Annotated in this window: 11 protein-coding genes; 4 read left to right on the top strand and 7 right to left on the bottom strand. The window is 68.7% G+C overall.

The features are described 5' to 3' along the window. Positions 1 to 64: 64 nt before the first annotated feature. Positions 65 to 853, top strand: coding sequence for an SMP-30/gluconolactonase/LRE family protein (locus CVV72_RS35950; RefSeq protein WP_219148613.1), 789 nt, complete (start codon positions 65 to 67; stop codon positions 851 to 853). On the opposite strand, the gene CVV72_RS35945 is transcribed toward CVV72_RS35950, so the two are convergent. Both CVV72_RS35945 and CVV72_RS35940 read right to left on the bottom strand, forming a co-directional pair. Beyond that, positions 850 to 1,575 (bottom strand): hypothetical protein, encoded by a 726-nt coding sequence (locus tag CVV72_RS35945; protein ID WP_219148611.1) that lies wholly within the window; start codon positions 1,573 to 1,575, stop codon positions 850 to 852. The two genes, CVV72_RS35950 and CVV72_RS35945, sit on opposite strands and share 4 nt — an antisense overlap. Positions 1,576 to 1,707: 132 nt before the next feature. Continuing rightward, the gene (locus CVV72_RS35940; protein ID WP_219148609.1) at positions 1,708 to 3,273 is read right to left on the bottom strand and encodes a S8 family peptidase; all 1,566 of its coding nucleotides are present in this window, start codon (positions 3,271 to 3,273) and stop codon (positions 1,708 to 1,710) included. Between the two features lie 393 nt (positions 3,274 to 3,666). Here CVV72_RS35940 and CVV72_RS35935 point away from each other — a divergent pair, with 393 nt between their 5' ends. Next, positions 3,667 to 4,182, top strand: coding sequence for a GNAT family N-acetyltransferase (locus CVV72_RS35935; protein WP_219148607.1), 516 nt, complete (start codon positions 3,667 to 3,669; stop codon positions 4,180 to 4,182). 77 nt (positions 4,183 to 4,259) lie between these two features. Here the strand turns inward: CVV72_RS35935 and CVV72_RS35930 are convergent, their stop codons facing one another. From CVV72_RS35930 to CVV72_RS35915, 4 genes are read right to left on the bottom strand one after another with little or no spacing between them, the layout of a single operon-like run. Further along, positions 4,260 to 5,147 carry an ABC transporter substrate-binding protein gene (locus CVV72_RS35930; protein WP_219154357.1) on the bottom strand — a complete coding sequence of 296 codons (888 nt, stop codon included), beginning with the start codon at positions 5,145 to 5,147 and terminating at the stop codon, positions 4,260 to 4,262. A gap of 8 nt (positions 5,148 to 5,155) precedes the next feature. Then, the gene (locus CVV72_RS35925; protein ID WP_219148605.1) at positions 5,156 to 5,845 is read right to left on the bottom strand and encodes an ABC transporter permease; all 690 of its coding nucleotides are present in this window, start codon (positions 5,843 to 5,845) and stop codon (positions 5,156 to 5,158) included. Next, positions 5,842 to 6,525 carry an ABC transporter permease gene (locus tag CVV72_RS35920; RefSeq protein WP_219148603.1) on the bottom strand — a complete coding sequence of 228 codons (684 nt, stop codon included), beginning with the start codon at positions 6,523 to 6,525 and terminating at the stop codon, positions 5,842 to 5,844. The genes CVV72_RS35925 and CVV72_RS35920 overlap by 4 nt, the downstream gene beginning before the upstream one ends. Beyond that, positions 6,525 to 7,613, bottom strand: a complete 1,089-nt coding sequence (locus tag CVV72_RS35915; RefSeq protein ID WP_219148601.1) for an ABC transporter ATP-binding protein — start codon at positions 7,611 to 7,613, stop codon at positions 6,525 to 6,527. Before CVV72_RS35915 ends, CVV72_RS35920 begins: the two co-directional genes overlap by 1 nt. 91 nt (positions 7,614 to 7,704) lie before the next feature. Here CVV72_RS35915 and CVV72_RS35910 point away from each other — a divergent pair, with 91 nt between their 5' ends. Both CVV72_RS35910 and CVV72_RS35905 read left to right on the top strand, forming a co-directional pair. Then, a complete protein-coding gene (locus CVV72_RS35910; RefSeq protein ID WP_219148599.1) occupies positions 7,705 to 9,108 on the top strand; it encodes a bis-aminopropyl spermidine synthase family protein in 1,404 nt (467 codons plus the stop codon). Positions 9,109 to 9,154: 46 nt separating this feature from the next. Then, on the top strand, positions 9,155 to 9,889 hold the full coding sequence (locus CVV72_RS35905) for a DUF4190 domain-containing protein (RefSeq protein ID WP_219148597.1): 735 nt from the start codon (positions 9,155 to 9,157) through the stop codon (positions 9,887 to 9,889). Between the two features lie 97 nt (positions 9,890 to 9,986). Here the strand turns inward: CVV72_RS35905 and CVV72_RS35900 are convergent, their stop codons facing one another. Next, a complete protein-coding gene (locus CVV72_RS35900; protein WP_219148595.1) occupies positions 9,987 to 11,162 on the bottom strand; it encodes an NADP-dependent malic enzyme in 1,176 nt (391 codons plus the stop codon). Between the last annotated feature and the right edge of the window lie 325 nt (positions 11,163 to 11,487).

Genomic DNA, 11,487 nt, shown 5'->3' with positions numbered 1-11,487 from the left:
TGCGTTGAGTGTCGAAACCGGCGGGGTCCGTTCGTGTAGTGGGCAAACGAACGAAGGAGACACCATGAAGACCCTGCTCGACGGCCTCAAGCTCCCCGAATCCGCCCGCTGGCACGACGGCCGTCTCTGGCTGGCGAACTGGGGTGGCGGTCAGATCCTCGCCGTCACGCCCGGCGGCGAGAGCGAACTGATCGCGAACGTGCCGACCGCGATGCCGCTCACCTTCGACTGGCTCCCGGACGGCCGCCTGCTCATCGTCGACGGCCCGAACGCCCGCCTGCTCAACGCGGATCTGAGCACCTACGCGGAGCTGAGCCCGGTCGCCTCCCTCTGGAACGAAGTCGTGGTCGACGGCCGCGGCAACGCCTTCGTCAACGGGATGAACGACTTCCAGGCGCCGGGCGTCATCGCCGTCGTCACCCCGGACGGCGAGGTGCGCCAGGTCGCCGACGGCATCCTGTTCGGCAACGGCATGGCCGTCACGCCCGACGGCGGAACGCTGATCGTCGCCGAGTCGTACGGCTGCAGGCTCACCGCGTTCGACATCGCCGACGACGGCTCGCTGTCCGGCAGGCGGGTGTGGGCCGACCTCGGCGGCGACCACCCGGACGGCATCTGCCTCGATGCCGACGGCGCGGTCTGGTACGCGGACGTAGCGGCCAAGCACTGCGTCCGCGTCCGCGAAGGAGGCGAAGTGCTTCAGAAGGTCGAGTCCGACCGAGGCTGCTTCTCCTGCACGCTCGGCGGCGAGGACGGGCGTTCGCTCTACGTCCTCGCCGCGGAGTGGCACGGCTGGGAGAACCCGTTCGGCGACGGGCCGACCGGGCAGGTCCAGGTCACCGAAATCGGCTAGCCGATCGCCTCGGAGGTCGCCTTGGCCATCTTCAAGGCGTTCTCCTTGCACACCGTCTGGTTGACCGTGCCGGACGGGTCGGGGCCGGTCACGATGATCTCGCCCTCGACGTTGCCCTGGTAGAACTTGATCTGGCACTGGCTCGACGAGCTGAGCTTGGTGTGCACGGCCTTGGTCGCCTTCGCCATGCTGGGGATGAGGACGCCACCATCGGTCACGGCGTTCTCGACCCCGGCCTTGGCCCACTCTTCCCCGGCACCCGAACCCGGTTCCTTCGACTTCGACAGGTACATCGAGACGGTCGCCGAAGGCGCGTTGGGCTCACGCCAGCTGCAGGACGAACGGGTGTAGGTGATCTGGTCGTTCGACGTGCTCGCCGGTTCTTCACCCTTCGGGGTTTCGAGCGGCGGCAGGTTCCGCACCTTGGTCCCGATCTTTTCGCAGGCGGGCATGGAGGTGTACTTGTCCGGCGGCCCGGTCTTCTTGGACGACGTCGGCGCCGCGGTCGACGACGAACCGGAGTCGGACAGCAGCAGGAAGGCCGCGACCCCGCCACCGCCGAGCAGCACCACCGCGCCGATGACGAGGCCGACGATGAGCCCGGTGTTCGACTTCTTGGGCGGTGGGCCGTATCCGGGCGGCGGATATCCCGGATACCCCTGATATCCCTGCGGCGGGTACGGCTGCTGAGGTCCCTGCTGATAGGGCGGTCCGGGCTGCATGCGGAGAGGGTAAAGCCTCGCGAAGGTCCTTAGTGGACGAACGCCGCAACTGGGCGCCGAATCACTCTCGGGAGACGGGAAGGCCCCCTTCCCAGCAGGAGGAAGGGGGCCTTCACGTACTCCAGGTGTGGATCAGACGGTCAGCGACCAGCTGTTGAGCGAGCCGGTGTCGACCCGGTAGACGTCCTGGACCTTCAGCTTCCAGGCACCGTTGGCGGCCTCGGACGAGACGTTGGCGGTGTAGGTGGTGTTGATGTTGTCGGACGAGTCGTTGCTCGAACCCTTCAGGCGGTACGAGCTGCCGTCCGGCGCGACCAGGTCGATGACGAGGTCACCGACGTAGGTGTGGGTGATGTTCACCGCGACCTTGGTGGTGGCCGAGGCGTTGCGGGCGCAGTTCGCGACGGTGATCGTGCTGGTCACCGCGGCACCGGCGTCGGGGATGGCGACGACGCCGCTGTTGGTCTGCGTGCCGCAGGGGGTCGGCTCGGGGTCGGGGCCACCGCCGGCACCGGTGTAGAGCAGCACGTTCGGCGAACCGGTGCCCGGGTTGGTCACCTTGTCCTTGGTGCCGTTGGCGACCAGCGCGTCACGGACCTGCTTCGGCGTGGCCGACGGGTTGGCGGAGGCGTAGAGAGCCGCCGCGCCCACGACGTGCGGGGTCGCCATCGAGGTACCGCTGATGGTGTTGGTGCCGTTGTTCAGCCACGTCGACGTGATGCCGCTGCCCGGCGCGAAGATGTCGAGGCAGGTGCCGATGTTGGAGAAGCTGGACCGCGCGTCCGTGTTCGTCGTCGAGCCGACGGTGATCGCTTCCGGCGTACGGGCGGGCGAGACGTTGCAGGCGTTGGCGCCCGTGTCGTTACCGGCCGCGACACCGTAGGTGATGCCTGCCGCGATCGACCGCTGGACGGCCTGGTCGAGGGTCGTCGAAGCGCCGCCACCGAGGCTCATGTTCGCGACGGCGGGCTTGACGGCGTTCGCGGTCACCCAGTCGACACCGGCGATGACGCCGGCGGTCGTCCCGGAACCGGAGCAGTTCAGCACGCGGACGGCGACGAGCTTGACGCCCTTGGCCAGACCGTGCGCGGTACCGCCGATGGTGCCGGCGACGTGGGTGCCGTGCCCCTGGCAGTCCGTGGCGTCGTTGTCGTTGTCGACGGTGTCGCGACCGTGGGTCGCGCGGCCGCCGAAGTCGGGGTGCGTGGTGAGGATGCCGGTGTCGACGACGTACGCGGTGACGTTCGACGCCGTGGTGCTGTAGCTGTACTTCTGGTTGAGCGGAAGGCTCTGCTGGTCGACCCGGTCCAGGCCCCACGACGGCGGGTTCAGCTGGTCCGCCGAGATCGAGACGGTCTGGTTCTGCTCCACGTAGGCGACGGCGGGGTCGGCGGCGACGCGCTTCGCCTGCTTTTCGGTCAGCGCGCCGGAGAAACCACGGACCGAAGACGCGAACGTCTTCTCGACCGTGCCGCCGTGGCGCTGGGTCACGCTCTTCGCGGTGGCTTCGACCGACGAGCCGTCCTTCAGCACGACGATGTAGCTGTCCTTGATCGCCTTGTCGCTACCCGCGTTGACGATCGAACCCTCGGCCGCCGACGCGACGGTGGTGCCGCCCAGCGCCGTCAGCACGGCGACGGCCGCGGCCACACCGAAGGCGGGCAGTCGTCTCTTCAAGGTTCCCAGGGAATTGTTCAAGATATTCCTCCCAGGCAGGGTCGACCCACGGACATGACGAAGCCCGCCGGATCGTTGGGGTGACTCAGAGGTGAAGCGCGTTCCACTTAGGAGCGCAGGCTGAGACTAAGTGGCGATTTCACCCCAAGGAAGACCTTGCATTACGGACATCCCGGTAGTAATGGACGTCGCGTCGGCGCAGTTCGGGCACCGTTCAGCCCCCGCCTTTAGTCGCGTTTTACCGCCGTACGGCCCACGAAGAATTGGGGATCCGCACATCTGGTGGTCGTTTTCCGTCCCCCTGGCCGTTTCAGCGCCGTGGAAGTACACACGGATGGCCGCCTACTAAAGTCGCGACCTCGCGGCGCGGAAATCGATTTCCATCCTACCTTCGGATGGAGCACACTCGGGCGCATGCTGCTCCGACAGGAAACCCCGGCCGACCGCGAGGCGATCCACGCCGTCCACCTGGCCGCGTTCGAAAAGCTCAGTGTCCCGGTGGTCGAGGCGAAACTCGTCGACGAACTGCGTGAGGACGGCGACCTGATCGGCGCACTGTCCATCGTGGCCGAACGCGAAGGGAAGGTCGTCGGGCACGTGTGCTGCAGCCCGGCCGTACTCGGCTCGGACGAGAAGTCCGCGGTCGGCCTCGGCCCGCTCGGTGTCCTGCCCCAGTACCACGCCTCCGGCGTCGGCTCCGCGCTCGTGCACGCCGTGCTCGGCGCGGCGGACGCGCTCGGTTACGGCGCAGTGGTCCTGCTGGGCGACCCGAACTACTACTCCCGCTTCGGTTTCGTGCTCGCCGCACAGCACGGGATCACGCCGCCGGTCGCGGAATGGGCGCCGCACTTCCAGGTCCGCACCCTTCGCGCGTACACGCCCGGCCTCCAGGGCGAGTTCCGCTACTCGCCCGCCTTCGACCGCCTGTAACCCCATCGCAATTCGTCACCTGCTTGCGATACTTCGTCATTCGAAGTATCGCAAGCAGGTGCCGAATTGCGTGGGGATCAGGCGGGCGCGAGGAGGTTGTGCCGTCGCAGGAACTCCTCGGCGACGTCGAGCGGGTTGCGCTTCTCCTCGCTGAACTGGACGTTCAACTCGGTCAGCTCGTCGGTCGTGAGCACCGCCGAAACCCGGTTCAACGCGTCGGCTTCCTTCGGCGACAACGTCCCCTTCGCGACGAGCGGCACGATGTTCTGCGCGGGGAACATGTTCTTGTCGTCCACCAGCGGGACGAACCCGTTCGCGGCGATCGACGACGACGTGCTGAACAGATCGGCGACCTGGATGTCGCCCGACTTCAGCGCGGCGACCGTGACCGGGCCACCCGTGTCGGTCGTGCGGATCTCGGCGAACTCGCAGCCGTAGAGCGACTTGATCTTGTCCTTCCAGCGGCTGCTCCACTGGCCGGGACCGCCGAACACGAATTCGCCGCACCGCTTGCCGAGATCGGAGAAGGTCCGGATCCCGGAATCGGCGAGTTCCTTGCGCACCACCAGCAGGTCCTTGTCCTCCGCGGGCGCCTGTTCGAGGACCTCGAACCCGGGCGGCAGCTTCTGTTCCAACTGCGCGTAGACGTCCTGCGGGGTGGTCGCCTGCGTGTCCTTGTCGAAGTAGCGCAACAGGTTGCCGCTGTAGTCCGGCACCACCGAAAGCGATTTGTCCTGGAGCGCCTTGACGACGACCTCGCGACTGCCGACGGGCGGGCGCACGGTCACGTTCTCGGCCCCCGCGTTGCGCAGGGCGCCCGCGTAGATCTGGGCCAGCAGAAGGCTTTCCCCGACGTCGGACGCGCCGATGATGATGTCGCCGGTCGCGCCGCCCTCGGCGCCTCCGGCGAGCGGATTGCCGCAGCCCGCCGCCAGCAGGGCGATCCCGGCGAACAGGGCCGCCATCCTCCGCCTCATACCTTCGCCTTCTTCCCGCTCGCGGCCTGTGCCAGCCGAACTCCCTTGGGCACCAGCACTCGCTGGACACCCGCCAGCGCGAGATCCAGCACCACGGCGAGCAACGTCGTCAGCAGTGCGCCCGCGACCACCTGCGGATAGTCCAAAATGGCCAGTCCGTCGAGCAGGAACCGGCCCAGCCCGCCGAGCCCGACGTAGGCGGCCACGGCGGCCGTCGCCACCAGCTGCAGCACCGAGTTCCGCACCCCGCCGAGCACCAGTGGCAGCGAGATGGGTACCTCGACCTTCCACAACCGTTGCCAGCCGGTCATTCCGATGCCCTGCGCCGCGTCGACCACGCCGTGGTCGGTCGCCTGGAGGCCCGCGTACGTCCCGGCGAGGATCGGCGGGATGGCGAGCACCACGAGCCCGATGATCGTCGAAAGCTCGCTTTCGGTGAAGAGCAGGAACAGGAAGGTCACCAAGCCCAGCGTCGGCAACGCGCGGATCGCGTTGCCACCGCTCACCAGCAGCACCGCGCCGCGACCCGTATGCCCGACGTAGAGGCCGAGCGGGATCGCGATGAGCAGCGCGAAGACCAGTGCCAGCGCCGTGTAGCCGAGATGCTGCAGCAGCCGGGCCGGGACGCCGTCCACGCCCTGCCAGTGGGCCGGGTCGCCGAACCAGTTCAGGACGTCGCCGATCATTTCGCCCCCGCCGTGGTCGCCACCCGGTCCCAGGGTGTGAGGAGATCGCGCAGCTGGACCAGCACGAGGTCCACGATCAGCGCGAGCAGCAGGGTCGCGACGATCCCGACGACGATCGGCGAGAAGTACTCGCGCTGGAAGCCGTCGGTGAACAGCACGCCGAGCCCGCCGGTGCCGATCAGCGCGCCGACGCTGACCAGGCTGATGTTGCTGACCGAGGCCACCCGGACGCCCGCCGCGAGCACCGGTACCGCGAGCGGCAGCTCGACGGCGAGAAAACGGCGCGCGGGTTTGTAGCCGATCGCCGTGGCCGCGGCGACGACGTGCGGCGGGACGGCGTCGAGCGCGTCCAGCACCGGGCGCACGAGCAGGGCGGCGGTGTAGACGGTGAGCGCGACGATGACGTTGACGCTGTCGAGGATCTTCGAACCGATGATGCCCGGGATCACCACGAACAGGGCGAGCGACGGGATCGTGTACAGCAGGTTCGACACCACCAGCAGCACGGACCGCGCCGCGGCGAACCGGTGGCCGAGCCAGCCCGCCAGCACCGCGATCACCAGGCCCAGCGCCAGCGGGACCAGCGAAAGATAGATGTGATCGAGCAGGTCGCCGAAGAACTGCGACCTGTTGTTGGCGCTGCCCAGGTAGCGGCCGAGCTCCGCGAAGAAGGCTCCCATCAGGAACTCAGCGACGGCGCTTCGATCACCTCGAGGACTTGCCGGGCTCTGACCACGCCGAGGACCTTCTGATCGGCGTCGACCACGACGCCGAGGCTCGCAGGCGACGAAAGCGCCGCGTCGAGCGCGCCCCGGATCGGCGAACCCTGGACGTACAGGGATCCGCCCGCGACGAGATCGGTCTCCGCGAGCACACCGTCCACAGTGGACCCAGGGCGCAGCCAGCCGCGCGGCTGCCCTTCGGCGTTGACCGCGACCTGCCAGTCGTCGGACGGCCCGGGGGCGGGCTTGCCGACCTCGACCCGCTTGACCTCTTCGACGACGATCCCGTCCGCCGAAAGGAAGGAAAGCCCGCGGTAGCCGCGATCCTTGCCCACGAAGGACGCGACGAAGTCGTCGACGGGATGACGCAACACGTCCGAGGGCGTGCCGTACTGCGCGAGCACCCCGCCGACGCGGAGCACCGCGATCTTGTCGCCGAGCCGCACGGCCTCGTCGATGTCGTGCGTGACGAACACGATCGTCTTCCCCAGCTGTGACTGGAGGCGCAGCAATTCGTCCTGCAGTTCCTCGCGGACGATCGGGTCGACGGCGGAGAACGGCTCGTCCATCAGCAGCACCGGCGAATCCGCCGCGAGCGCCCTGGCGACGCCGACGCGCTGCTGCTGGCCGCCGGAAAGCTGGGCGGGGTACCGCTTGCCGAGTTCCGCGGGCAGGCCGACGGTTTCGAGCAGCTCGGCCGCGCGTTTACGCGCCTTGCCCTTGTCCCAGCCGGACAGCAGCGGCACGGTGGCGACGTTGTCCAAGACCGTCCTGTGTGGAAAGAGGCCGGCGTGCTGGATGACGTAACCGATGCCGCGGCGCAGCAACGCCGGATCGCCGTCGCTGACGTCCTTGCCGTCGAGCAGCACCGTGCCCGAAGTCGGCTCCACCATCCGGTTGATCATCCGCAGCGACGTGGTCTTGCCGCAGCCGGACGGCCCGACGAAGACGGTGATGGTGCCGTCCTCCACGGTGAGGTTCAGGTCGTCGACCGCGACCGTCCCGTCCGGATACCGCTTGGTCACGCCACGGAACTCGATAGTCACGTGTCTCTCCCCATGTCTGGTCGAAAAACCGTAGCCCAGATCCTGCCTGTTGGCACGGTGTCCCAGGGGGCGGGTCACTAGGCTGCTGCCTGTGAGTTCCTCCGTCGATGACGTCCTCGCGGCGCACGGTGTCCACGTGCGACCGCTCCATCAGGTGATTTCCCTGCTCCGGACGGATTGGCGTGACCTCGGCGAACTGGTCCGGATCAGCACCGCGCCACGCCGGAGTGTCGAAGACGTCCTGAACGCGCTCGGCGACGACCTCGAGCGGACCGAGTCCCGCTTCCGGCTGACCCCCGCCGCGCGCGAGAAGTACGCGCGCTTCGAGGCCCGGGACCGGAAATCCGACCCCGACCTGCTGAAGGTCATCACCAGCTACGTCGAAAACGTGCCCGCGCCCCTGGCCGCGCTCGACCACGTACAGGCGACGCCCGAGACGGTGCTGAACCGGGCTCTCTGGCTCGACGAGCGGTACGACCTCGGTACGGCGAAGCTGCTGTTCCTCGGCGACCACGACCTCACTTCGCTGGCCGTGCGCGCGTTGCGGCCCGACGCGGACCTCACCGTCGTCGACCTCGACGATCGTGTGCTCGCCTACATCGACGAACTCAGCGAGCGGTCCATCCGCACCCTGCACACGGATCTGCGCGTCGGCCTTCCCCCCTCGGTGACCGGGCGGATGGATCTCGTGTTCAGTGATCCGCCTTACACCCCCGAAGGAATGGGCTTGTTCGCGGCGCGCGGGGTCCAGGCGCTCAGCGAACCCTCGGACGGGCGGCTGCTGCTCGCCTACGGCTACAGCCCCCGGCATCCCGCGCTGGGCGCGCAGGTGCAGCGGGCGCTCGCGACGCTCGGGCTGACCTTCGAAGCGATCCTGCCGGACTTCAACCGGTACTTCGGCGCGCAGGCGATCGGGAGCGCGGCCGACCTCTACGTCTGCCAGCCGACCGCGAAATCGAAGAAGAACCGCGGCGGCAAGGGGAAGGCCGCGATCTACACGCACGGGCCGCAGTCGGTGGAATCCGCCGGCGCGGCCAAGCCGTCACTGCTGGACAAGCTGCACGAGATCGCCACCGAAGGCGGGCTGGCGCTCGAGTCGCGCCCGGTCGACTGGTCCGGCTCCGGCCCGGAGGGCGACGCGGTCGCGATGGACCTTTCGGCCGACCCCGGGCCGTGGCTCCTGCGGACCCTGCTGGGCACCAACGCGCGACGGCTGGCGCTGCTGGTCCCGAATTCACATCCCGATCTGACGAACGCCGAGGCGCAGGCCGCGCTGAACCGGCTGATCGGCGCGAAGTACAAGCTGCGGCTGCTGCGGAGCACCCCGGACAACCGGCACGCCATCGTCGTCGCGGACGCCGTCGACCACCAGGAAGAACTGCTGACCCGGGCGCACGCGCGGCTCGCGAACGTCTCACTGGACGTACCGCCGGACCTGACGGACGCGCGGCTGATCGACCTGCCCCGGCACCGGCTGGCCGAATTGCTCGCCTGAGCCGCGTTTCATCGGAAATTCATGGGCACTGCCTAGTTTCGGTCCCATGAACGAACACCCCAGCCTGCCGATGGCGGGTGTCGCGCCCGCCCCGCCGTACGGCCCTCCACCGCGGCACCACAAGACCAGCGGCCTGGCGATCGCCGCGCTCGTGCTCGGCCTCGCCGGGTGCTTCCCACTGGCCGTGCTGCCCGCGATCATCCTGGGCATCGTCGCGATCACCCAGACCGGTCAAGGGAAACGGCCGGGGCGCGGGCTGGCGATCGGCGGCCTCGTGGCCGCCGGGGTCTGGACCGTCGGGTGGGTCGCCCTGCTCGGGAACACCATGGGGAACTCCGACCGCTACATCGCGAGCCCGCCGGGCGCGACTTGCGCGGCCCCGCCGTCCGGGCACGCCAACGCCTGCACCTTGAAGCCGGGTGATTGCTTCCGGCAGTCCGCGGTCACGGGGACTTTCACCAGCGTCGAACTCACCTTGTGCGGAGACACGCACGACACCCAGGCGATCGGGACCTTCATCGCGGCGGACGGCCCCTGGCCGGGCGGCGGAGAACTGAAGGCGGAAGCCTCGGCCCACTGTCAGCGGATCATGGCCAAGAACGTGGACCGTCCGCGACTCGACGCGGCCGGTGTCCGCGCCGACCTGAGCTACCTGAAGCCTGAGCGCGAAGCCTGGGAAAACGGTGTGCGCACGGTCTTCTGCACGATTCACACGCCCGGCGCGGAGCTGATCGGTTCCGTGCTCGTCACCGGTGCCGATCTTGCCGTCCCCACCGGCTGACCGTGCGCAACCCCCGAACGCTATGAAAGGCCCCTTCATTGCAAATTTTGCAATGAAGGGGCCTTTCATAGCACTTGAGCGAGCGTGAAAGGAACTGTCACACCACGCCGTCGGCCTCGGCGGCCTTCGCGACCGCGGCGGCCACCTCGGGCGCGACGCGCGGGTCCAGCGGGCTCGGGACGATCCGATCCGGGCCGAGGTCGTCCTGCGCGACGGCGAAGATCGCTTCGGCCGCGGCCAGCTTCATGTTCTCCGTGATCGCCCGCGCGCCGGAGTCCAGCGCGCCGCGGAAGACACCGGGGAACGCCAGCACGTTGTTGATCTGGTTCGGGAAGTCGCTGCGCCCGGTCGCCACGATCTTGGCGTACCGCGACGCCGCGACCGGGTGAACCTCCGGGTCGGGGTTCGACAGCGCGAACACGATCGCGTCGTCGGCCATCCCGGCCAGCAGGGTCTCGTCGATGGTCGCCCCGGACAGGCCGAGGAAGACGTCGGCGCCCTTCAGCGCCTCGCCGAGGCCGCCGCGCAGGCCCGCCGTGTTCGTGGTCTCGGCGAGCTTCTGCTTGATCGGGTTGAGGCCCTCGCGGCCGGAGTGGATGATGCCGCGCGAGTCGAGCACGGTGACGTCGGCGACGCCGGCGTTCTGCAGGATCCTGGCGCAGGCCACCCCCGCCGCGCCCGCACCCGAGACGACCACGCGCTGGCCGGAGATGTCCTTGCCGAGGACCTGGTTCGCCCCGCGCAGCGCGGCCAGCGTGACGATCGCCGTGCCGTGCTGGTCGTCGTGCATGACCGGGCAGTCGAGGACCTCCTTGAGGCGGTCCTCCAGTTCGAAGCAGCGCGGCGCCGAGATGTCCTCCAGGTTCACCGCGCCGAACGACGGGCGCAGCCGGACCAGGGTCTCGATGATCTCGTCGACGTCGGTGGTGTCGAGCACCAGCGGGATCGAGTCGAGCCCGCCGAAGGTCTTGAAGAGGACCGACTTGCCCTCCATGACCGGCAGCGAGGCGCTCGCGCCGATGTCACCGAGGCCGAGCACCGCCGTACCGTCACTGACCACCACGACCAGCCTGTCCGCCCACGTGTACCGCTTCGCCTTGGCCGCGTCCTCGGCGATCGCACGGCTCACCTTCGCCACCCCAGGCGTGTACGCGACCGAGAGGTCACGGGGCGAGGAGATCGGGCGCGTCGCGGCCACGGAGAGCTTGCCGCCCTCGTGGCCCTCGAAGATCTCGGTGTCCGTCACTGGCGTGGTCATCGTGGTTCCCGTCATTGCTTCCGCCGTGGCTAAGGACGGCGAAGTCTCGATTCGAGCGAAGGTCATGGGATTCTCCTGGGACTGCGAGCGGGGGAACTGGCCGGTGAGCAGGCCAAAACTGGGCATGGCCCGGCCACCTGGGGTAACTCGTCCTCCGACACGGCAGCCCAGCGCGGTAGCGCCGGCCTGTCGGCGAAGCGTCCAATCGGCCATCGGTGCCGTGGGTATGGCGACGGCCGCGGACGCAGCGGTCAGATCATTGTGACAGGCATGCGGACCAGTGTGCCCCTCTGGTGCGGTTGATGTCACAAACGGGCGCGGGTTTCCGCAGCTCAAGAGA

Origin of the sequence: Amycolatopsis sp. TNS106, from assembly GCF_019330265.1 — a bacterium.
Lineage (GTDB): Bacteria > Actinomycetota > Actinomycetes > Mycobacteriales > Pseudonocardiaceae > Amycolatopsis > Amycolatopsis lurida.
Note: the sequence above shows the minus strand (reverse complement) of the source record. Positions and strands in the feature narration are given on the sequence as shown.

What these genes read in the sequence shown, in the direction of transcription:
- CVV72_RS35935 (WP_219148607.1), top strand. Translation starts at nt 3,667, where the DNA reads ATGCTGCTCCGACAGGAAACCCCGGCCGACCGCGAGGCGATCCACGCC.
- CVV72_RS35930 (WP_219154357.1), bottom strand. Translation starts at nt 5,147, where the DNA reads ATGGCGGCCCTGTTCGCCGGGATCGCCCTGCTGGCGGCGGGCTGCGGC.
- CVV72_RS35900 (WP_219148595.1), bottom strand. Translation starts at nt 11,162, where the DNA reads ATGACGGGAACCACGATGACCACGCCAGTGACGGACACCGAGATCTTC.
- CVV72_RS35950 (WP_219148613.1), top strand. Translation starts at nt 65, where the DNA reads ATGAAGACCCTGCTCGACGGCCTCAAGCTCCCCGAATCCGCCCGCTGG.
- CVV72_RS35925 (WP_219148605.1), bottom strand. Translation starts at nt 5,845, where the DNA reads ATGATCGGCGACGTCCTGAACTGGTTCGGCGACCCGGCCCACTGGCAG.
- CVV72_RS35920 (WP_219148603.1), bottom strand. Translation starts at nt 6,525, where the DNA reads ATGGGAGCCTTCTTCGCGGAGCTCGGCCGCTACCTGGGCAGCGCCAAC.
- CVV72_RS35945 (WP_219148611.1), bottom strand. Translation starts at nt 1,575, where the DNA reads ATGCAGCCCGGACCGCCCTATCAGCAGGGACCTCAGCAGCCGTACCCG.
- CVV72_RS35905 (WP_219148597.1), top strand. Translation starts at nt 9,155, where the DNA reads ATGAACGAACACCCCAGCCTGCCGATGGCGGGTGTCGCGCCCGCCCCG.